General features: G+C 31.3%; 20 protein-coding genes. 4 read left to right on the forward strand and 16 right to left on the reverse strand.

What is annotated here, in order from left to right; translation table 11 throughout:
* Positions 1 to 25: 25 nt before the first annotated feature.
* The 12 genes from AC2I98_RS09580 to AC2I98_RS09635 form a co-directional block, all read right to left on the reverse strand.
* A complete protein-coding gene (locus tag AC2I98_RS09580; RefSeq protein ID WP_486411475.1) occupies positions 26 to 664 on the reverse strand; it encodes a DedA family protein in 639 nt (212 codons plus the stop codon).
* Between the two features lie 48 nt (positions 665 to 712).
* Positions 713 to 1,384 (reverse strand): DedA family protein, encoded by a 672-nt coding sequence (locus tag AC2I98_RS09585; protein WP_486411476.1) that lies wholly within the window; start codon positions 1,382 to 1,384, stop codon positions 713 to 715.
* Positions 1,385 to 1,393: 9 nt separating this feature from the next.
* A complete protein-coding gene (locus AC2I98_RS09590) occupies positions 1,394 to 1,759 on the reverse strand; it encodes a YraN family protein (RefSeq protein WP_486411477.1) in 366 nt (121 codons plus the stop codon).
* Positions 1,760 to 1,768: 9 nt separating this feature from the next.
* Entirely contained in the window at positions 1,769 to 2,404 is a 636-nt protein-coding gene (gene upp, locus AC2I98_RS09595; protein WP_286483554.1) for a uracil phosphoribosyltransferase, read from the reverse strand.
* A gap of 4 nt (positions 2,405 to 2,408) precedes the next feature.
* A complete protein-coding gene (locus AC2I98_RS09600) occupies positions 2,409 to 3,347 on the reverse strand; it encodes a S66 peptidase family protein (protein WP_486411478.1) in 939 nt (312 codons plus the stop codon).
* An 86-nt stretch (positions 3,348 to 3,433) separates the two neighbouring features.
* Positions 3,434 to 5,842, reverse strand: coding sequence for a TonB-dependent receptor (locus tag AC2I98_RS09605; RefSeq protein WP_486411479.1), 2,409 nt, complete (start codon positions 5,840 to 5,842; stop codon positions 3,434 to 3,436).
* Positions 5,843 to 6,264: 422 nt separating this feature from the next.
* Positions 6,265 to 8,709: a TonB-dependent receptor gene (locus AC2I98_RS09610; RefSeq protein ID WP_486411480.1), complete on the reverse strand. Its 2,445-nt coding sequence runs from the start codon at positions 8,707 to 8,709 to the stop codon at positions 6,265 to 6,267.
* A gap of 465 nt (positions 8,710 to 9,174) precedes the next feature.
* The gene (gene nadC, locus AC2I98_RS09615; RefSeq protein WP_486411481.1) at positions 9,175 to 10,038 is read right to left on the reverse strand and encodes a carboxylating nicotinate-nucleotide diphosphorylase; all 864 of its coding nucleotides are present in this window, start codon (positions 10,036 to 10,038) and stop codon (positions 9,175 to 9,177) included.
* A complete protein-coding gene (locus AC2I98_RS09620; protein ID WP_486411482.1) occupies positions 10,038 to 10,895 on the reverse strand; it encodes a hypothetical protein in 858 nt (285 codons plus the stop codon). The genes nadC and AC2I98_RS09620 overlap by 1 nt, the downstream gene beginning before the upstream one ends.
* Positions 10,896 to 12,461: an L-aspartate oxidase gene (gene nadB, locus AC2I98_RS09625; protein WP_486411483.1), complete on the reverse strand. Its 1,566-nt coding sequence runs from the start codon at positions 12,459 to 12,461 to the stop codon at positions 10,896 to 10,898.
* Positions 12,461 to 13,465 (reverse strand): quinolinate synthase NadA, encoded by a 1,005-nt coding sequence (nadA, locus tag AC2I98_RS09630; protein ID WP_486411484.1) that lies wholly within the window; start codon positions 13,463 to 13,465, stop codon positions 12,461 to 12,463. Before nadA ends, nadB begins: the two co-directional genes overlap by 1 nt.
* Before the next feature lie 14 nt (positions 13,466 to 13,479).
* Positions 13,480 to 14,598: a C1 family peptidase gene (locus AC2I98_RS09635; protein WP_486411485.1), complete on the reverse strand. Its 1,119-nt coding sequence runs from the start codon at positions 14,596 to 14,598 to the stop codon at positions 13,480 to 13,482.
* Between the two features lie 285 nt (positions 14,599 to 14,883).
* On the opposite strand from AC2I98_RS09635, the gene AC2I98_RS09640 reads away from it, so the two are divergent.
* On the forward strand, positions 14,884 to 16,239 hold the full coding sequence (locus AC2I98_RS09640; RefSeq protein WP_486411486.1) for an orotate phosphoribosyltransferase: 1,356 nt from the start codon (positions 14,884 to 14,886) through the stop codon (positions 16,237 to 16,239).
* 73 nt (positions 16,240 to 16,312) lie between these two features.
* On the opposite strand, the gene AC2I98_RS09645 is transcribed toward AC2I98_RS09640, so the two are convergent.
* Both AC2I98_RS09645 and trmB read right to left on the reverse strand, forming a co-directional pair.
* Positions 16,313 to 17,764, reverse strand: a complete 1,452-nt coding sequence (locus AC2I98_RS09645) for a M20/M25/M40 family metallo-hydrolase (RefSeq protein WP_486411487.1) — start codon at positions 17,762 to 17,764, stop codon at positions 16,313 to 16,315.
* Positions 17,765 to 17,855: 91 nt separating this feature from the next.
* On the reverse strand, positions 17,856 to 18,533 hold the full coding sequence (gene trmB, locus AC2I98_RS09650; RefSeq protein WP_486411488.1) for a tRNA (guanosine(46)-N7)-methyltransferase TrmB: 678 nt from the start codon (positions 18,531 to 18,533) through the stop codon (positions 17,856 to 17,858).
* 135 nt (positions 18,534 to 18,668) lie between these two features.
* Between trmB and AC2I98_RS09655 the strand changes: the two genes are divergently transcribed.
* Both AC2I98_RS09655 and AC2I98_RS09660 read left to right on the forward strand, forming a co-directional pair.
* Positions 18,669 to 19,082 carry a hypothetical protein gene (locus AC2I98_RS09655; protein ID WP_486411489.1) on the forward strand — a complete coding sequence of 138 codons (414 nt, stop codon included), beginning with the start codon at positions 18,669 to 18,671 and terminating at the stop codon, positions 19,080 to 19,082.
* Positions 19,083 to 19,263: 181 nt separating this feature from the next.
* Positions 19,264 to 19,737 carry a DUF6702 family protein gene (locus AC2I98_RS09660; RefSeq protein WP_486411490.1) on the forward strand — a complete coding sequence of 158 codons (474 nt, stop codon included), beginning with the start codon at positions 19,264 to 19,266 and terminating at the stop codon, positions 19,735 to 19,737.
* A gap of 51 nt (positions 19,738 to 19,788) precedes the next feature.
* Here AC2I98_RS09660 and AC2I98_RS09665 read toward each other — a convergent pair whose 3' ends face one another.
* Positions 19,789 to 21,045: a D-alanyl-D-alanine carboxypeptidase/D-alanyl-D-alanine-endopeptidase gene (locus AC2I98_RS09665; RefSeq protein WP_486411491.1), complete on the reverse strand. Its 1,257-nt coding sequence runs from the start codon at positions 21,043 to 21,045 to the stop codon at positions 19,789 to 19,791.
* Positions 21,045 to 21,947, reverse strand: coding sequence for a mechanosensitive ion channel family protein (locus AC2I98_RS09670; protein ID WP_486411492.1), 903 nt, complete (start codon positions 21,945 to 21,947; stop codon positions 21,045 to 21,047). The genes AC2I98_RS09665 and AC2I98_RS09670 overlap by 1 nt, the downstream gene beginning before the upstream one ends.
* Before the next feature lie 177 nt (positions 21,948 to 22,124).
* Here AC2I98_RS09670 and AC2I98_RS09675 point away from each other — a divergent pair, with 177 nt between their 5' ends.
* On the forward strand, positions 22,125 to 23,429 hold the full coding sequence (locus AC2I98_RS09675; RefSeq protein ID WP_486411493.1) for a DUF937 domain-containing protein: 1,305 nt from the start codon (positions 22,125 to 22,127) through the stop codon (positions 23,427 to 23,429).
* Positions 23,430 to 23,444: the final 15 nt, after the last annotated feature.

A 23,444-nucleotide genomic window follows, 5' to 3' on the forward strand; every position in this document is an offset into this window, starting at 1 on the left:
GTATTAGATTGATTAATATACAAATTTATTTCTTACGTTTTTCTTTTATAAACTCGATAATGATTGGAAGTACAGAAAATGCAATAATAGCCATTACAACAATTTCGAAATTATTTTTGATAAATGGAATTGTGCCCAAAAAATAACCTGCTAACGTAATTCCGAAAACCCAAATTGTTCCTCCAATCAAATTATACTTGATAAAGGTTCCGTAATGCATTTTAGATATTCCTGCAACAAAAGGAGCCAACGTTCGTACAATTGGTACAAAACGCGCAATTACAATTGTTTTTGAGCCATATTTCGTAAAGAAATCTTCTGTTTTTTGTATAGCTGAATCTTTTATAATTCGTTTTCCAAAAACTTTAGCTGTCACCAACTTTGTTCCCAATGTTTTTCCGATTGTATAATTAACCGTATCACCAGCAATAGCCGCTATCCATAGTAAACCCAGCACAATATAAATGTTCAACTGATTTGGAAAAGCCGCAGCTAACATCCCCGCAGCAAATAACAAAGAATCGCCTGGTAAAAAAGGCATCACAACCAAGCCAGTTTCGATGAAAATCAATAAAAACAAAATCAAGTAAAACCAACTTTGATAATCGTTTAGAATTGTTTCTAAGTATTTATCTATATGTAGTATGTAATCTAAAATTTCCATATTTAAATGTATAAAAAAACTCGACCGAAGTCGAGTTATATTTAAATTTTATTTTTGTTCTGTAATCGTTTTTTTGAAAAATTTTTCTTTGATAATTTCTACAAAAATTGGAAGTACTGAAGCGATTGTTATTCCTAAAATTACTTTAGAAAAGTTTCGTTGAACCCATTCAATATTTCCTAAGAAATATCCAATAAGAGTTAATCCAACAACCCATAAAATTGCTCCAATTACATTATAAGTTAAGAAAATAGAATATCCCATTCTTCCAATTCCTGCAACAAAAGGCGCTAAAGTTCTTACGATTGGAACAAAACGAGCAATTACAATTGTTTTAGAACCGTACTTTTCGTAAAACTCATGAGTTTTATTAATATGTTCTTCTTGAATAAAATTCTTACCAAAAATCTTTACTTTAGTAGCTTTATAGCCGATTTTCTTTCCAATTGTGTAATTTAACGTATCGCCGAGTATAGCTGCAACCAAAAGAATTGCAATCATAATCCATACATTCATATCATTTGATTCTTGCGCTGCCAACATTCCTGCAGCGAACAATAACGAATCACCAGGTAAAAATGGCATTACAACCACACCTGTTTCTACAAAAATGATTAAAAATAAAATTGCATAAAGCCATAAACCATATTCATTCGCAAACTCTGCTAAATGCTGGTCGATATGCATAATAAAGTCAAAAAGACTCATAATTACCTCCATATAAGTTGATTATATTTCTGAAGCGTCGAATGCATTTTGGATATGATTAACGCTCCAAGATTGTTGTATTTTTAAAAGTGCTAAAATATCAAATCTAACTTCACAAATAAAATTATTTTTCTGAATAAAATCATCTGCAGCAAGAATTAACAATTTCTTTTTCTTTGCATTAACTGCAGTTTCAGGTTCAGAAATGTAATTTGACGTTCTCGCTTTTACTTCTACAATAATAATTTGATTTTCAGATTGTGCAATAATATCGATTTCAGCTTTTCTAAAAAAGTAGTTTTTTGCTAAAATTTTATACCCTTTTTCGGTTAAATACTTCACTGCAAAATCTTCTGCTTCTTTTCCAAAATCGTAACTATTACTCATCAAAGTTTTTTACATTGTTCCGTACAAACGATCTCCAGCATCCCCCAAACCAGGAACGATGTAACCATTTTCATTCAACTTTTCATCTAATGCAGCTAGGAAAATAGGCACTTCTGGATAAACATTCTGAACAGCCTCTACACCTTCTGGACAACCAACTAAACAAGCTAAACGGACAGACTTTGCACCTTTATCTTTTAAAATTTCGATTGCTTTGATTGCAGAACCTCCTGTTGCTAACATTGGATCAACCAAAATAACATCGCGAGAACTTAAATCTGACGGAAGTTTACATAAATACTCAACCGGTTGTAATGTATCATGATCACGATAAAGACCAATATGACCTACTTTTGCAGTAGGAATTAATTGATGAATTCCTTTTACCATTCCCAGTCCAGCACGCAAAATAGGAACAATTGCCATATCGTTTCCTTTTAATTTGTAACCGATTGTTTTGGTAATTGGCGTCTCCACTTCAACTTCTTCAAGTTCTATATTACGTGTAATTTCGTAACACATTAAACCAGAAATTTCGTCAACTAATTCACCAAACTCTTTTGTTGTCGTGTTCTTGTCACGCATTTGCGTAATTTTAGCTTTTACTAATGGGTGACTTATCACTGTTAAACTATCTTGTTTCATATATTTAATCTATAAAATACAAATTTACATTATTTGAGGTAACATTTAGATGAACTTTTGCACCCATTTTTAATGCTACATTATGACCTGTATGTCCCGCTGGAAAGCCATAAACTACAGGAATATTAAGATTTTTTGTAAAACTATGAATCACTTCATACGTTTTAGGATCAAAAGGAAGATTATAGTTTTCGGCATTTTCTTCTTCAGTATCCATATGTGTAAAACTTCCAAGAATAATTCCTTTTACTTGACTCAAAATTCCGTTTCGTTTCAGATTCATTAACATACGATCAACAGCATACCAATTCTCGAACCAATCTTCCAAAAATAAAATTTTTTCTGAAGGATTTGAAATTGCAGATTCGCTTCCTAAAAGAGAATAAACAATAGACAAATTTCCTCCAATTAATTCTCCTTTTGTTTCGCCTAAATTATTAGATGAATGTGATTGAATTTCATAATTAATTTCATGTCCAAACAATGCTTCGTAAACACTTTGATAAGATGTTGGATGATAAGTTGTATCAGCTAATTTCTTCGCAGTAACACCATGTAATGTCTGAAATCCTAAACGATTAAAATGATTATGAAAAACAGTAATATCTGAATAACCAATAATCCATTTTGGATGTTTTTTAAAGTTCGTTAAATCTAAATCATCAATAATTTTTACTGAACCATATCCACCACGAGCACACCAAATTGCTTTGATCTCAACATCATCTAAAGCCCACTGAAAATCTTGGGTTCTTAATTCATCTGTTCCAGCATATTTATAACCGAAATCATATTCAGCATAGATATTTTTCCCAAGAACTGGAACTAACTTCCAAGATTTTATCAACTCTATTGCCTCGTCTAATTCGCCTTTCAACATTCGTTTTGCTGGCGCGACGATTGCTATTTTATCACCTTCTTTTAGAAAATCGGGTTGAATCATTTTTCTATAAAATTTTAGTAAAGGTAAACACAAAAAAAAGACGAACTACATGAGTTCGTCTTTTTGTTATATAAAGAAAATATTTCTTAGAAAGTGAATTTAACCGAAGCATTCCAAGTTCTTCCGTAACCGAAATAAACTTGATTATTTACGTTAACTCCTTTGTAATTATCTACACCATCAGCTTGCTGAATATTTGTAGAAGATTCAGAAATATAAATATGGTTAAATACATTGTTTACGTTGAAACGTAATGTTAATTTATTTTTTGGTGTTAATTTGTAATTCCAAGTTACACCAGCATCCATAATATTGTAAGAAGGTAATTCTAAGTTACCATCTTTTTCTGTTACTTTAGATGAATATAAATCTCCGTTGTAACGGTAATCTGCATCTACAGAAAATCCTTTTAAGAATTCGTATTTAGCACCTAAACCAAATTGAGTATGTGCTGCGTCACCAACTTTTAAACCATCCCAATTTTCTTTTTTAGCAGCTCCAATTACATTTTGATTTTCATCATAATCTGTTGTAGTTGCTTGACCTTTGTATTTCCAATCACCTAAAGACGCAAAACCTGTTAAAGTTAATTCACGAACTGGTTTATAGTTTACTTCTAATTCTACACCTTTGTGCTCTTGTTTCACACCTTGGTTTACTGTATAAACGTAAGCATTTACAATTCCTGGGTAATTTGCATCACCGTTTTCGTCGATAAATTTACTAGATGAAGTAATTCTATTTTCCCAAGTTGTGTAATATGCATTGAAATTAGCCCAGAAGTTTCTTGCTTTGAATTTGTATCCTAATTCTAAACCTAAGATTTTTTCGTTCTCAGCAAATGGGTTAATATCATTTTTGTAGTTCATGAATAAGTTATCATTAAACGGCTGACGAGAATAGTATCCTGCATTCGCAAATACTTGGTGATTCTCTGCAATTGTATAACCTAAACCTCCTTTCAAATTGTAACCCCAGTTAGTCACTTTTTCTGATTTATCTTTACCAGCTTCGTAGTTGAAATAATCCCAACGTTGATTTCCTTGATTAGAAACAGATCCTTGGAAAAATGCAGTTAAATTATCTTTTGCATACTCAATTTGCGCAAATAATCCACCATAGTTAATTCTTTCACTGTAGTCCCATCCTAATTTTTGAGAATAGTTATCTGCGAAATCATTTAATGCTTTCCATGGATTTCTTGAGTATGTTTGATTAACTTGGTAAGCTGCATGTTGTTTATTATATTTCTCTGTATAATAATCAGCCCCTAATGTATTATTTAATTGACGGAAGTGTTCTCCTTTGTATGTTCTTAAATCAAAACCTACATTTAAGCTTAAGCTTTCTGTCAATTTACGGTTTAAGTTAGAAACCATTCCGTACCATTGATGATTATTAACCGATGATTGGATACGTCCTGTAGCTTCACCCCCTAAAGCTGATTGTTTGTCAAAAACTTCTTGTAAATTTCTTTGACCATCTGCTCCAATTTTAGTTCCAGAAGAAGAAGATCCTCCACCTCTTCCCCAAGAAGCATAAACAACAGTAGATAAAGATGTTTTATCATTAATATCCCAATCCCAGTTTAAGTTTGCTACTGGTTTATGGTAATAGTTTCTTCTCTCGTTATAGTTTTCTCCGTTTAAAAAACCCCAGTTACTGTTATATTTTTTACCATATTTCAAGAAATCAGAAATTTTATTTCTTGAGTTTTGATCGTGCCATTGTGGTGCACCTGTAAACAAAACATTTAATGTATGATTTTCAGCTGGTTTGTAACCAAAAGAAATGAAATAGTTTTGTCCTTGACCTGCTGACATTTGGTTGTAACCATCTCCTTGCCAGTGAGTCATCATTACAGAAACTCCGAATTTATCATTTATTAAACCTGTGTTATAAGCTAATGTAGATTTGAAATAGTTGTCATTTCCTAAACCTGCACTAAAAAAACCTCCTTGTCTTTTCTCTGTTGCTTTTGTTACGAAGTTATACGTACCACCAACAGAAGAAATAGCTAATTTAGACGATCCTAATCCACGTTGAATTTGTACTGCGTTTGCAATATCTGACATACCAGCCCAGTTAGACCAATAAATTTTACCATCTTCCATACCATTGATTGGTTGCCCATTCAATAAGAAAGCTGTATTTGATTGATCAAAACCACGTGTTACAATTCGAGAATCTCCAAAACCTCCTCCTTGTCCTGCAACATATACAGATGGAGTATTTACAAATGCTTGTGTAATATCATTAGCACCAACTTTTTGTTCAATTACTTCTTTTGTAATTGTAGTTGCAGCGATAGGTGTTTTACGATCGTCTTGTAAGTCGATTACCCCTTTACCAATGATTAATGTTTCACTTAAAGATACATTTTCGTCTTGTTCAACCTGTGTAGAATCTGTTGGTTCAACAACTTGAGCGAAAGATAATGATGCCGTTAAGGCGAAAGCTCCTACTAATAAAAGCTTAACTGAGTTTAACCTCATCTTATGAAATAGTTTAAATGTTTACCGGTGCAAAGTTGAGGTGTATATATGTTAAAATTGCTACAAACGTTATGTTAATTAAGAATAATTATTAGATAAAAAATATTTTTCTTTATGATATAATAATTTTCTCAAAAATTTGACGATATAACAATTACTAATTCTAATAATTATTATATTATTTTATTTAATTAAGTAATTTATTGAATTTTTATTTAATCAATAATAGTTAAAAAGATTTAAATGTATTTTTATTCATTAAAAAATGAATTTTTATTCTTAAAATAAAATTATTTAGAATTAATTTAAATAAAATTTTAACTTTTTCCTCAATTTTTGTCAAGTGTTTTATTTACAAATAGTCACAAAAAAACGGACTTAAAAATAAGTCCGTTTTAATATGTTGAGATTTTCTAATTTTATTAGAAGCTATATGTAACACCTGCATTCCAAGTTCTACCTACTGCATATCCGTATCCATTTCTATCGATTCTACTTACGTATTGATCGTTGAATAAGTTACGAACGTTTCCTCTGAATTTGATTTTTTGTTTACCAAACTTAAATTCGTATGCTACACCTGTATTAACTTTTGCAAAAGGTGAAATCTTATCAGCTTGATAAACTTCTCCTTTTAATGCACTTTTAACAACGTCCTCAGGATTTACTTGTCCGTAAGTACGTGCATTGTACATAAAGTCTACATCCCAATAGAAATTTCTTGTAAAGTTAACTTTAGTTCCCATACCGAAAGTAAATTGAGCAGCTTCTCCGATATAAGTTCCTGTTAAATCAACATTTCCTTTTTCAAAGATTGTATCATCATCAGTATACATAGATTCGAAAGGAGTTGTTCCGTCATATTTCCAATCACCGTAAGAAGCGAAACCGTATAAGCTAAATGCTTGAGATACTTTTGCATCAAAATCGATCTCTACTCCTTTGTGAATTTGAGCAATATCTGTATAAGATGTATAAATTGGTCGAGTTGTATTATCTGGCTGAGTTACAGAACCTGAAAGTCCTAAGAAACGATTACCCCATTTAGTAGAATAAGCATTAATATTAACTCTCAAATTACGTGTTTCGTATTTGTAACCAACTTCGAATCCTGTAATTTCTTCGTTATCCACATTTGGTTCACGTAAGTCGACTTTATTAAATTCGAATACATTATCTAAGAATGGTTGACGAGAATAACGTCCTGCATTACCAAAAATAGTATTTTCTTCATTAAGATTTACAGATAAACCTCCTTTAATGTTCCATCCTAATTTATTTACTTTTTTAGAAGCAGTTTCTACTCCTCCATAGTTCCAAGTATCAAATTTTTGATAGAATTGATTCGAAACAGCACCTTGAGCAAAAACAGTAATAACATCGTTAGAGTATTCTACTTGTCCAAAACCTCCTTGGTAATTAATATCTTCTGAATAATCTCTACCTGTTCTTTGTGATTTCCCTGCAGATTTGAATAAAGCAGACCATGGATTAGTACTGAATGTTTCGTTTACAATTACAGCCTCATGATTTTTACCATTGATTTTGTTGAAATCTTGCCAACTTTTCAATCCAAATAAGTTATTCATTTGTTGGAAGTGGTTACCATGGTAAAAACGGATATCAGCTCCTAAATTGAAATTCCAACCCGTTTTTGTATCAAAGTTTAAGTTTGTTACACCTCCGTACCAAAAATGGTTGTTTACTGATGTACGAATTGCTCCATTAGAAACATTTACTCCATTAGCATCTTTACCCCCATTATTTCCGATACCATCAAGGTCTAACATGTTGTTACTTTGAATTAAATCAAAATCAACTAAACCATTTTTTAAAGTACTTGTAGCTCTACCAACACCAGAAGTACCACCTCCTGTACCTGTAGAAGCATAAAGAACTGTAGATAAGTTCATGTTCTCGTTAATATTCCAATCCCAGTTTAAGTTCGCTACTGGTTTGTGGTAAAAGTTAGTTCTTAAATTTTCTCCTTTACCATTGTAATATCCATAAGTTGTATTATACTTATTTCCATAACCAAACTTTTCAGCGTCAGCCCATTGCTTATCATTTTTAGTAGAATAGTTTTGACCATGTTGTTGAGGTGCACCAAAAATCATAAAGTTAATATTATGACGATCGTTTGGTTTATATCCTACAGAAACAAAATATGCTTGCGAATTTGCATCAGTTCCTTGAGCCCAAGATCTGTGCATAGTTGTTTGGTTAAATAAGAAAGATGCTCCCCATTTACCTTTCATCCCTGTATTATAAGAAACTGTAGCACTCATGTAACTATCGTTACCAGTATTGAATCTTACAAAACCTCCTTGTTTTTTATCTGTAGCTCTTGTTACCATATTTACAGTACCACCTACAGAAGAAATCGCTAATTTAGAAGATCCTAAACCACGTTGAATCTGTACTGCATTTGCAACTTCTGTCATTGCAGACCAGTTAGACCAATACAAGTTACCATCTTCCATCCCATTAATAGGTTGTCCGTTTAATAAGTAAGCTGTATTTTGACTACTAAATCCACGTAAAAACATTTGAGAATCTCCAAAACCTCCTGCTTGTCCTGAAACATAAACAGACGGAGTTGTAGCAAAAATTTCTGGAAAATCTACATTTCCTACTGCTTTATCTTCAATTGCAGCTTTGCTAATTGTAGACACAGCTACTGGAGTTTTACGATCTTGAACGATATCGATAACCCCTTTACCAATAATCAATGTTTCACCTAAAGATACGTTTTCGTCCTGTTCAACCTTTGTAGAATCTGTTGGTTCAACAACTTGGGCGAAAGATAATGATGCCATTAAGGCAAAAGCTCCTACAAGTAAAAGCTTAGTTGAGTTTAACCTCATCTTTTGAAATAGTTTAAAAGTTTACTTTCGCAAAGTTCTACACTTTAAATGAGATTATTGTTAAATTATGGTAAAATTTTAAACTTTTCTTTAACAAGTTAAATATTAATTATCAAATTAATAAAATAACACTTAAAAATAAATACATATACTAATTTAGAGGAAGTAAATATATCATTTTTTAAATATTATTTAACATTTGATTAAAAATTAACATAATTAAAATGTTAAAAATTAACATTTTTAAGCGAATTAAATAGATTTTTTTTCTTGAAAACTATAAAATAACAATTAAAACTTCTTTATTTAGAACCAGTATTAATAAAATTCAATCGAATAACCTTTTAATATATAAGTTTATAGTTAATCAAATTATTATTTTATATTCAATACACAATATAACTAACGTAAACTAATCAACTTTCGTATAAATAAAAAGATAAAATATCATAAATGTTAAAAAAATTAATCTTTTATTGCCTTTAAACTCAAGTCGAAATTAGGTGCAGTATGAATAATCGCTCCTGATGAGATAAAATCTACTCCTGTTTCTGCAATCGCTCGTACTGATTCTTTTGTAATTCCACCCGAAGCTTCTGTTTTTGTTTGTCCATTAATATATTGAACAGCTTCTTTCATTGTTTCCAAATCAAAATTATCTAACATAATCACATCAACATTTGCCTCTAAGGCTTCTTTTACCTCATCCATATTACGTGTTTCCACTTCTATTTTAAGGTGTAAATGATGTTTTGCTAAATAATCTTTTGTTTGCTGAACAGCTTTTGTAATATTTCCACAGAAATCGACATGATTATCTTTTAACATCACCATATCATACAAACCAAAACGGTGATTTTCAGCACCACCAATTTTAACTGCCCATTTTTCTATCATTCGGAAGTTTGGTGTTGTTTTTCGCGTATCCAAAATCTTGGCATTTGTTCCTTTTACCAAATCCATCATTTCATGTGCATAAGTTGCGATTCCAGACATACGCTGCATACAATTTAAAACCAATCGTTCGCAAGTTAAAATAGATTGAGAAGGACCTTTTAATCTAAACGCTACATCTCCGAAATTTACTTGATCTCCATCATTTTTAAATATTTCTATCGTAATTGAAGGATCGAATGTTGCAAAAATAATTTTAGCTAATTCTATTCCAGCAATTATTCCGTTATCTTTTACTTTCAATTCAGCTTCCTGAATAGAATCATAAGGAACACAAGCAAGTGTAGAATGATCGCCATCGCCAACATCTTCTAAAAAGGCTTGACGAATAAAGATTTGTAATTTTTCGTTTGTAATATATGTAGGTAAATTCATTATCTATAAGTTAAAGATGCAAATTTTGATTGATTAAATTCTTTCTTGGTTTTGTATTCGTAATACTCGGCCCAAGTTCCGTTCTCTTCTCGTACAACTGTAATCAACACTTGCACAGAAGGATCATTTTCGAAGAAATTTTTGATTTGAAGTTTATATTCTTTGTCATCGATTTTACCTTTTGTAATATCTATTGCACCAGATTTAAAAGCCAAATCAAAAGCTGTTGCATACGGATCTACGCTTGCCATTTCGAACAAATTAGAGAATCGTCCCAAATAATATTCGCGATCACCAGCTTTTCCGTAAGTTTTCAAATTAAAATCTTTGTCAATTCTCACTTCTATTGTTTCTTCATCCGTTTTTAAAGTAAATAAAACTCTATTATATGAAGGAAAACTTTCGAAGTCATTTTCCTTTTCAGCAGCTTCGTAGCGTAAAGGAAGATTCAAATTAGTATCTACTGATTTATTATTTTCATCTTTTCCAGGTTCAATTTTTACATTTGCTCGATCCATTTTATTTTGCAATAAAACTAAACTTGAAGTCGCAACACTATTGAAAATTGGATTAGAACCATCTGTAGTAAAATTTGCAAAATTTCCATCGCTATCAATCGTAAAACCTAATTTAGATTGTGCTGTTTCGATGTGTAAATAATCGGCAATATTCGAAAAAAACGAAATTTGATTTTGAACATCTCTATTCAAATTCGTATTCATGCATGAAACCAATTCTTTGTTGTCTTTAAAATTTTCGCACCCGAAATAAACTGGCATTTTTTTGACAGCATACTTTGATTGTGCAAAACTTGTTGCAACTGAAAATAGTGATATAAAAAGAACTAATTTCTTCATTTAGTTTAAATCTTTGTTATAAAAAGTTCCTCGATTTTCTTTTTGATTGATACTTTGCTCAATAATTAAATGTGCGACATCAACTAAATTTCGAAGTTCTAATAATTTTGGAGAAATAATCGTGAAATAATAAATTTCTTTCACCATTTTTTCTATTTCGATGACACGATTCTGCGCAATTTTAAGACGTTTATCGCTTCTTACAATCCCTACCAATTCGCTCATCATCGCTTGTAGTTGTTTACGTAAATATGAAATCAAAACCAATTCTTCTTGCACTTTCATTCCTTCTTCATTCCATTCTGGAAAATCGAAATTATGAATTGAAAAATCATTATAATCGAGCTTTTCGATTGTATTTAGCGCAGCTCGATGTCCAAAAACCATAGCTTCTAACAACGAATTAGACGCCAAACGATTTGCTCCATGTAAACCTGTATTTGAACATTCGCCAACAGCAAAAAGATTTTCAATAGATGTTTTTCCATCTAAATCAACATCAATTCCACCACATAAATAATGCGAAGCAGGGACAACAGGCACTAATTCTGTAAACATATCGTAACCTTCTGATTTACATTTTTCGTAAATATTTGGGAAATGTTCTAAAAATTTTTCTTTGTCCAAATGACGACAGTCGATGTACACATAATCATCTCCGCGCAATTTCATTTCGTTATCTATTGCACGAGCAACAATATCACGTGAAGCCAATTCTTCGCGTTCATCGTATTTATGCATAAACAATTCACCATCTTTCGTACGCAATTTAGCTCCAAATCCACGAACAGCTTCCGAAATCAAGAACAATTGCCCATCAAATTCACTGTAAAAAGCAGTTGGATGAAACTGAATAAATTGCATTCCCGAAACGGTTACTTTCGCACGTCGAGCCAAACCAATTCCATCTCCTGTTGCAATAATTGGATTAGTTGTGTTTTTATACACATGCCCAACACCACCCGTTGCTAACAACGTTATTTTTGCTAAATGACGTTCAACTTTATAAGTATTTAAATCTAAAATGTAAGCACCGAAACAAGTAGTTTCATCTGCTAAATCTCTATCCAAATGATGTTCTGTAATCAAATCCACCACGAAATGATGCGTAAAAATTTGAATGTTTGGGTATTCTTTGATCGCTTCTAACATCGCACGCTCAATTTCCCAACCTGTTACATCTTTGTGATGAACAATTCGGTTTTCGGTGTGTCCGCCTTCGCGACCTAAATCATAAATACCTTCTTTGTTTTTATCAAATCGTACTCCCCAATCTATAATCTCATTGATGCGTTCTGGTGCTTCTTTCACCACAACCTCAACAGCTTCTAATTTACACAAATCATCACCCGCACGAAGTGTATCTTGAATATGTTTCTCGAAACTATCTTTTTCGAAATCGCTAACAACAGCTACTCCTCCTTGCGCATATTTGGTATTGGTTTCATCTTTATTTGCTTTGGTTACGATGGTAATTTTTGCATCAGGATGTTTGATTGCAATTTTTAAGGCATACGACAAACCTGCAATTCCAGAACCAATGACTAAAACATCTTGAATAGCCATTATTTTATTTTTTCTGATAATTCTAACATTCTATTGATAGAAGCTAAGGCTTTCACACGTAAACTTTCTTCAATCTGTATTTCTGGTAGTTCGTATTTCATGCACAAGTATAATTTCTCTAATGTTGATAATTTCATGTAAAAACATTCTGAACAATTACACGATTCGTCTTGTACTAAAGCCGGAATTAATGTTTTATTCGGAGCAAGTTTTGCCATTTCATGTAAAATTCCTTCTTCTGTCGCAACAATAAATTCTGTCGCTTCATCTTCTACTACATAATCTAACAAACGTGAAGTTGAACCAATAAAATGAGCAAATTTCAATAAATCTTCTTGCGCTTCTGGATGCGCAATTAATTTTGCATTCGGATAATCTGCCATTTGTTGTGCAATTCTTTCTAACGAAAAAGCTTCATGAACAATACAAGCCCCATCCCATAAAATCATTTTGCGATTACAAACCTGATTTAGATAACGTCCTAAATTACGATCTGGCGCAAAAATAATTTCTTGCTCTTTTGGCAACGAATTAATAATCGCTTCCGCATTAGAAGAAGTAACAATAATATCTGATTCCGCTTTAACACCTGCATCACAATTGATATAACTCACAACAATCGCATTTGGATGTTGCTCACGCAAACCACGTAAACCTTCTGCAGAACAAGAATCTGCTAACGAACAACCTGCTTTTGTATCTGGTAAAACAACTTTTTTAGACGGATTAAGAATCTTTGCAGCTTCTGCCATAAAATGAACACCACAAAAAACAATCATATCCGCTTCCGTTTTAGCTGCCGCACGAGCTAATTGTAACGAATCACCTAAATAATCTGCTAAATCCTGAATTTCTCCAGATTGATAATAATGCGCTAAAATAACCGCATTTTTTTCCTCTTTCAGTTTTTTAATTTCAGTAATTAAGTCAAGTCCTTTAGGAATCTCTACATCCAAATAACCCTTATAATCTAACTTTTCTATCGCTTGTTCTAATGTACTCATTTGTTAGTGATTTTTTATTTTATACCTAATTGCTTTTTTACTTCTTTTGACAAAGCATCTTTGTGCACTGTAAAAGCAATTGATTTCATTCTAAAAAATGGTTTCGACATGTAAATATGTCCATTATTTCCTAAATCTTCTGTTCCCCAAGAATTTTTTACATCATAATATTGATTTCCCAATTGATCTTTTAAAATTCCTGTTATATGCATTAAATGATCATCTTCTGTCGAATAATCTTCAAAGCCAGCTTGACGTTCATCAGCTGAAACCCATTTTTCTGGTAAAATTTGAACAAAATAATCAGATTCTAAACCTTCTGAAGGCCAAATTGCCATTCCATATTTCTTAGAAAATGTTTTTTCTGAAACATCTGTATCAAAAGCTGCTGTATATCCTTTGTATAACGCTTCGTCCAATACTTTCATGTATTCGTCTAAAGGTAAATTATAGTATGAACCATTTGAAAAATTATCTGGCACATGTAAAATAAACTGCGAATAATAGGGCGCTTGTTGAAAAGATGTTAACGTTACATAATCATCTGGATTAATTTTCAGGAACTTTGCAAATTCTTGTGGCGTATATTCTTTTCCTTCGAATTTAAATTTTGTTGGAGGAACACCTAATTTATTATTCAACTGTTGATCAAACTTAGCTTTCCAATCTTTTGTCAAATATTGTTTTGAATTTTTAATGATCGAATCTAAATTAGTCTTCAATTCTTTTACCAACAATTCGTGATTATGTTTTGTATCAGTTCCTGCTGTAAAACCTGTATAAACCTCGTTTGGAACTAATCCATTTCTTCGAACAGAATTAAACACATCGTGCGACAAACCTCCTTGACTAAATTGCGCTTTTCCTTGACGATATACATAATTGTAAGCCTTTACAGGGTAAGTATAACGCACATTGTACATTTCTGATAAATCTACATCTTTTCCTGTTAAACGCTTTACTTCCGATTCTAAGAAAGATGTTGTAGAAAACGACCAACATGTTCCTGTTTTTCCTTGCGAAATAATTGGAAGTGCTGTGTTGTTTACTAATTCTGTAAACTTAAAAGGCGTTTCTTGCGCCGACACCAACGCACCTAAAAAAGCTAAGCTGGCTACTATATATTTTTTCATTTGTGTTTTGTATAGAATTCAAAAGTAAAGTTATTTTATGAAGTTTGTATGTAAAACGGCTCCAAATTGATTAGAAGAAACCATGAAAAAAGATTTTAAAAAATATCTGACTATTGAATTTAAAAATAAAATGACAGGTTAATAAATTTATAATATTTCACTTTTAGAACAAATTATAAATCAAATCAGTATAAATATTCAATTTTTATACATATAAAAATTAATTTCTCTTAAAATGCCATAAATCACTCAAAAACCTATTAACTTTGCTCAAACATTACGCAAATGCAACCAAGAGAAGATTTTTTATTGAAAGCTTACGAGCTGGGAATTATAAAATTTGGAAATTTTACTTTAAAAAGTGGTATAGAATCTCCTTTTTATGTCGATTTAAGACCTTTGGCTTCTAGTCCACAATTACTAAAAACTTTAGCAAACAATTTATTAGATTTAGTAGAAGATGTAGAATATGACTTGATTTGTGGTGTGCCTTACGCAGCTTTGCCAATGGCGACTACAATGAGTTTAACATCGAATATTCCTTTAATTATCAAACGTAAAGAAAACAAAGGATATGGTACTAAAAGAATGGTTGAAGGTGTTTTTGCAGAAGGACAATCTTGTCTTTTGGTAGAAGATGTGATTACATCTGGACAATCTTTATTAGAAACAATTGATCAAGTTGAACGCGAAGGTTTACGTGTAAAAGATTTGGTTGTTGTTTTAGATCGTGCACAAGGTGGTTCAGATAAATTAAAAGAACAAGGGTACAACGTGAAAACGTTATTTACAATTCACGAAGTAATCGATATTTTACATAAATATCACCGTTTGAGTGATGATGAAGCGAAAAAAATCAAAGACTTTTTAGCTTTACCTCCAGAAGCTGCTCCAGCAAAACAACGTATTGCATTGGAGAACAAAAAAATTGTTCATCCTGTTGGAAAACGTTTAGTTGAATTAGCACTTAAAAAACAATCAAACTTGATTGCTTCTGCTGATTTGATTACTTCTGAAGAAATAATTGATTTCGCAAGAAAAGTTGGTGATCATGTTGTTGCTTTAAAATTACATTCAGATATTATTCAAGATTTTTCGGACAATTTAATTGTTGAGTTGAAAAAAATCGCGCGTGAAAAAGAATTCTTATTATTCGAAGACCGTAAATTTGGAGATATCGGAAATACGCAAGAATTACAATTCAAGAAATCTATTTATAAAATTTCTGATTGGGCAGATTTAGTAACTGTTCACCCAATTGGAGGTTTAGAATCATTAAAAGTTTTCGAAAATACAGGCGTAATCACAATTGTAGAAATGTCTTCGAAAGGAACATTGACAGACGATTATTACTTTACAAAGGCAATTAATGTTTCGGAAGAATCTGGCAATGTTTTAGGGGCTGTTGCTCAACGTCAAATTCCAGACAATTTGTTATTGTTTACACCTGGAGTTAATATTTCTTCGACTGGAGATAGCAAAGGACAACAATACAATACACCAGAATTGGTTTTCAAAAATTACCATACCGATTTTATGATTGTTGGTCGTGGAATTTACAAAGCTGCTGATGTAAAAACTGCTGCTAAAGAATATCAAACATTAGGTTGGGTTTCTTATTTACAAAGTTTGAATGACTAAAATTTAAATAAATTTCAAAAATAGAAAGCAAGCTTAATTTAGCTTGCTTTATATTTTTTATTTCGTTTGAGTTTTACTTCAAGACAAATTTATGCGAAATAGAATTTCCTTTGTTATCGTTAATTGTAGCTATATAAAAACCAGTTGATAAATTAGACAAATTTATACTTCCGTTTGAGTGATCAGAATTAAACATTTTAATAGTTCGTCCGGTAGCATCTATAATTTTTATCGAAATTGCTGATTTAAAATTTACTTGATAATTTAATGTTTTGTTTGAGACGTAAACTTTAGACGAATTTTTATCAAGATCATTTGTTCCTAAAATTGCAGTTTTAGCAGCTTCAACTACATATTCAATTCCTAATTTCGTGAATTTTGCAGCATGTGTAGATGTATTTCCCATTGATGCATAGGTATCGTTTACAGAATGTATGTAAGGATTATCTTCTCCCATTTTAGCTTCAAAAGGTAAAGTTGCTGCAAAACCATTTTCGTACCAACTAAAGTGATCAGAACATCCATAACCACATTTTGATGTATCATATGTAAATTGATGCAAACCAGTTTTGTTATATTCATCCATCAATTGCATCAAAAAAGAGTTAAGATTTGTATCACAATAATTATCTGTCATCAAAATAATATCTTTTGCAGAACCTTTATAATTAGTCATATCAAACTGCACATAACCAATCACATTTTTTTTGTCTGTTGCATATTTTTTTGCAATTTCTTTCGATCCAACCAAACCTATTTCTTCTGCTGCATACGCCATAATTTCAGTAGTTCTTTGCGGCTTGAAGTTGTTTTTTAGCAAAACTCGTAAAACTTCTGTAATGGTAGCAATTCCAGATGCATTATCATCTGCTCCAGGAGCAAAAGACTGATCTCCGCTCCATCCTATTGTAGAGTCTGCATGTCCACCAATTATAACAAATTCGTCTTTATTTCCTGATCCTGTAAAAGTCAAAATCAAAGATTTCATTGGTGTATTGACATGATCTACAACTTTCACCACTACATCGGTTCTCTTAGCATCAGCAATCATTTTTTCCCAAACTTCTTTTATTTTCAAAATAGCATCATTTGCTTCTTGTCTTGTATGATAACGTGTTTTGAAACCTTCTAACATCAGAATTGTTTTCTCGATTTCTTTTACATCAACATCATCTAATGCTTTTGTAATAAAATTTTGCTCTGTTATGGTATAATTATAAGGAGCTATTTTTTGTAAAACGTTTTGTTGAAGTGCTTGAATAGCTTGTTCCTTTGAATTTTGAAAAACATATCCATGCCCATGCGCAAATTTCCCATGCAAGTGTTCTGCTACATGAGGATGAAAATAAATCGCTGATAAATTATCTTTCGAGGAAATAATTTTAATTGAATCTGGTTGCTTCTTTTGTAAAAACAAAGCATGTTCTGTTTCCATTGTCGCATAAATGAAATCTTGATTGGTTTGCGCAAAAGAAAAAATACTGTTGAACAAAAAAGATGCAAGGAATAAAAATTTATTCTTCATAAAATCATATTAGTGTAAAACAAATATATGATTAATAATGATTTATCGTATTTATCTAAAACAAAAAATCCATCTTTCGATGGATTTCTGATTAATATTTTAATTTGAATTTTATATAGGTAATCTTTTTACCTTCTTCCAAAAATTTTGATTCGTAATACGTTTGTACCTCTGTTACAATTGCAGGAATATCCGAATGATCTGGATGATAAACATCGTGAGTAGATCGAATAACTTCATGCCCTTCGATATGAATTACACCATGCGTATATCCATGTAAAAATTCAGAATCAGTTTTCAAGTTTACTGTTCCTTCTGGTTTTAAGATTTTATTGTAACGTCTCAAAAACTCAGGATCTGTTAAACGATGTTTTGTTCTTCTGTATTTTATTTGTGGATCTGGGAAAGTAATCCAAATTTCGCTTACTTCATTTTCAGCAAAAAGATGGTCAATAATTTCGATTTGTGTTCTAAGAAATCCTGCATTTTCGATATCTTCATCTAAACATGTCTTCGCTCCACGCCAAAATCTTGATCCTTTAATATCTACTCCGATAAAATTACGATCTTTATCACGACGCGCCATTGCAACTGTATATTCTCCTTTACCGCATCCTAATTCTAACACAATTGGATTATCGTTTTTGAAAAATTCTTTGTTCCAATTTCCTTTTAACGCGAAGTTGTTTATCGCTTCTTCTCTTGTTGGTTGAACAACATTCTGGAAAGTTTTATTTTCGTTAAATCTTCTGATTTTATCTTTTCCCATTTCGGATATATTTTGCGCGAAATTACGAGATTTTGATTAATCTAAAAAACTGTTCTGAAAACACATAAATATCAGCAAATAGTATTTATGTAAAAAGGTTTGTTATTTTTGTAATGAAAAACTAAAATTAGAAAAATGGATTTTATCAAACAATTTCATAGTGGCTGGGCTTATCTTGTGATTTTGATGGGCGTTATCTTTGTGATTTCAACTTTAATTTATGCGATTTCGAAAAAAGACACAAACGCTACAATTAAGAAAATAGGGTTATTCACAACCATTACTTTTCATGTACAATTGTTACTTGGTTTAGTATATTACATTATGATGTTTTCTGCATTAGAGCCATCAGGAATAATGAAAGATTCGGCATTAAGATTAACTTTCGTTGAGCATCCAATGATGATGATTGCTGGAGTTGTATTTATGACGATTGCAAATGCAAAATTAAAACGATCTACAACTGTACCTATGAGCGTTGCTGTTTTTGCAATTATTGGATTAGTTTGTATTTTAAGTAGAATTCCTTACCATGTTTGGTTAGCTTAAAAAAATAGAATAAATTCATAAAAAGAGTATTAAGTAATTGGTACTCTTTTTATATTTTTAAGTAATTAATAATTTTTTTATTTTAATTTCGTTATACATTAAGTAGACAAATTTTTCTTTTCTTATTTTAAGAATCTTTGGCATTCGATTTGAAATAGATTAGTACAAACTAAGAAATAAAATGAAATATATAAAATATCTATTCTCTTTGCTTTTGGTTTTGGTAACTTTTAACCTTAACGCACAAGATTTCCATACAGCAAATATTAAAGTTGATTACGAACAAGAAACTGGGACTTTAAACATCACAGCTCGTACGTTTACTAACCAATTAGAAAAAGCTGTTGGCGCAGACGTTTCGAACAAATCTAACTTTGAAAACAAGTTAAAAGCTTATGTTAATAGTAAAGTTGATGTAAAAGTAAATGGTAAAGCGTTAGGAACTTCATACTATGGTTATCAGGTAAATGATAAATCGACACGAGTATTCTTTAAGTTTGATAAAATTTCTGATATCAGCTCAATAGAACTGCGAGTTGCTTTGTTAACAGATATTTTTAATGATCAACAAAACATTGTCACTTTTGATGTCAAAAACAAAAAAGACACAAAAGTATTAACAGGAAATAACGACATTGTAAAGATGTCATTCTAATAAAGCAAAAGCCTTCCAATAGGGAAGGCTTTTTTTTATTTAAAATTATTTCTAATAATTATCCCTTACAATTCGTAAAAGCTTCTCGTTTTCGTTTCGAATCCACGATAAATCTTTAATCGAATTATTATTCATCAGGCTAAAAATAAGCGTTCTCCCTGATTTTGTTTTCAAATATCCACTCAACGTTACATTGTTATTTAAAGTTCCTGTTTTGGCATAAATATATGGTTGAGCAGAATCTTTGTATCTATTTTTTATAGTGCCCGTTTTTCCTCCTACTGGAAAAATAGAAAACAAACGCTGTTCTGGAAATTCATTGTACATTTTTTCTAAAACTTGCACAAAACTTTGAGGCGTAAACAAATTATATCGTGATAAACCAGAACCATCAAACCATTCGGGTTGTTGCTTTAGATCCTTTAACAAATATCTTTTCGAAAAGGTAATAATTTCAGAAGCGCTCAATTTTCCTGGTAACGTACTCGAAGCTAAAATCAATAAATGTTCTGCCAAAAAATTGTCACTATTCTCCATCATTTCACGGTAAACATCATCTGATTTCTGACTATAAAAAACTTTCGCGTCTTTAATCATCGGTGTTTTGATCATATCAACTGGTTTTCCTAAAATTTGAGCTAATGATTTCTCAATTACAGTTTCATTTACAATAAACGGAATTTTTTCTGATCGTTTTTTATTACTGATATAAAATTTATTATCGTAAAAATTTCGTGGCTCGGGCATTTCTCTAATTTCTGTTAATTCCTCAAAATAGGTTGGGAAAGTTGTGATTGAATTTCCATTTTTAGAAATCGAAACTAAATTTTCATGAATCGGAAATTGACTTCTTTCTGGTGCATAATCTTTTCTAAAATCATCCCAAGTCCAGCCTGGTAAAAAAGATTCTTCATCAAAATTATTCCAATGAAAAACTATTTTAGATCCATTTTTTTTCAAAAAATCTAACGCTCGTGTATTTTTATATTTAGGATGCAAAAAAGTAGGATCGCCTGTTCCCTCGATGTGTAATTCATCTCCAACAAGTTGATATTTAAAAGCGGGAATAGAATCACTCAGCATTTTCATTGCTGTATACAACGTAAAAATTTTAGTATTAGAAGCAGGAATAAAAAATTTATTTCCATTGTAATTATACATCTCTTCTTTCGTGATTGGATCATACAAATAAAATCCAGTAAATTGAGTTGAATAGAAATCTGAATTGAGATGTTGATCAATTAATTCTTTCTGCGCAAATAAATGCACAGAAGAAAAAATTGAAAGTATAATTAAAAAATATTTCATTAGTCTTTATTATCAAAAGGAATAATTGGAGAATTATTTTCGTTTTTGATAATCATCTCTGTATGTGGATAAGGCATCGAAATATTATTATCGTCTAATGCATATTTCACAGCTCTATATAACTGCCAATAAGCTGTCCAATAATCACTATTTTTAACATAACAACGAACAGCTAAATTAACACTACTTGCAGCAAATTCTAAAATTTCGACTGTTTTAGATTGTGTGTCATCAACCAATTCATTTTTTTCCAAAACATCTAACAAAACTTGGCGTGCTTTGTCAAAATCATCGTCGTAAGAAATTCCGATATTAATGTCTAATCGACGATATTCTTTTACAGAATAGTTTGTAATTGGATTGTTAAATAAGTTTGCATTTGGTAAAGTCACAATTTGACCTCTAGCAGTTCCAATTACTGTATTCAACAAACTAATTGACTCTACAGTTCCTTCATTTCCTTGCGAAACAATATAATCTCCAACTTTAAATGGTTTGAAAAGAATGATTAATATTCCTGCTGCAAAATTTGACAAAGAACCTTGCAAAGCTAACCCAACTGCTAAACTCGCTCCTCCCAAAGCTGCAACCAATCCTGTTGTATTTAATCCCAAACGAGCTACAACAAACATAATCACGATTAGTTTTAAAACAATATTGATGATAGGAATAAGAAATGTACGAACAGATAGATCTACATTTCGTGCAATCATACGTTTTTCTATTAGCTTTTTTAGCTTACCTGCTAACCACAAACCAATTGTCAATGTTAAAATTGCAGAAACTAAACTCCAACCAACTTCCGAACCTTTCGTAATTAACCAATTTGTAATATACTCTACATCTTTAAATGGTGTTGCAATCACGTCCTGCAAACTATCTACTTTGTCTTGCTCTTGCATAATTTTTCTTTTTTATAAGTAATTCAATTGATAAAATTAATTCCAATCTAACATCTTTTCAAAAAAATAGAAAAATTATCATTTTTTTTAACTATTTTTAATAATTAAGAATATTGGTACAATATTCGTTAAGAACAAATTACAACAACAAAGACTATAATTAAAAATTAAAAAACTATGAACATTATTGAATTAGTAAAAGGGTACATTACCCCTGATTTGATCTCTAGAGCTTCTTCTGAATTAGGGGAAAGCGATTCGGGAATTTCAAAAGCGATTAGTGCTTATCTTCCAATCTTATTAGGAAGTTTATCAGAAAAAGGAAGTTCTTCTACTGGATTGTTTCACGCAATCAAATCTTTTGGAGCTTCTAGAGGATTAGCAAATATTACAACAACAGAAGAAAATCCAAGTGCTTTATCAAGTATAATTTCTTCAGTTTTAGGAAGTAATACACAACCAATTATTTCAAAAGTTGCAGAATATGCAGGTATTTCTACTGCATCATCTTCAAAATTATTAGATTTAACTGCTTTAACAACATTCGGTTCAATCGGAAAAGAAGCTGAGTTTAATAATGTAACAGAATCTGATTTCTTTTCACAATTAGGTGGAATTAAAGATAAAATTTCTGGATTAATTCCGGCAGGTTTAGGACTTGGTGCATTAGGTTTAGGATCTTTCTTTACCGATAAAACTAATATTTCTGAAACCGTTACAGAAACTGTAGATACTGTAAAAGATAAAGTGGCGAATACTTATGCTGATGTAAAAGAAGCAATTACTCCAGAGGAAAAACCTTACGTTGAACCTGTAAGTTCGTACAATGAAAATAATAACAACAATAGTGGGGGTGGTTTCTGGAAATGGTTAATTCCATTAATCATTCTTGGTCTAGCAGCATTCTTCTTGTTAAAATACTGTAAAGGAAAAGAAGAAAAAACAATTGTAACTGAAGAAACTGAAGTTGTAGTGGATTCTTTAAACGGAGATTCTTTAAGTGGAACACGTGAAATTTCTTCAATCGATTTAGATGGTGTTGCGTTAAAAGGTTATGCAAATGGATTAGAGGATCAAATTATTAAATTTATCAAAGCACCAGATTTTGCAACAATGACAGAAGATCAATTGAAAGAAAAATGGTTCAACTTTGATAATGTAAATTTCGTTTTTGGTAAAACAGATCAGTTAGAGCCAGGTTCTGAAGTACAATTAGATAATGTTGCAGCAATTTTGAAAAAATATCCTACTGCAAAGATTAAACTAGGAGCATACACGGATAAAGTTGGCGATGATGCGAAAAATAAAGAGATCTCTCAAAAAAGAGCTGATTTCTTAAAAGCTGAATTAGCTAAACGTGGTGTTGGAGCTCAAGTTATTTCTGCTGAAGGTTACGGAGAAGAATTTGCTACTGTTGCTGAAACAGCTTCTGATGAAGAAAGAGCTGTAGACCGCAAAATGTCGTTACGTTTTACAAAATAATCATTCTATAAAAAT

The organism is Empedobacter sp. EJD.6dd, from assembly GCF_057369435.1.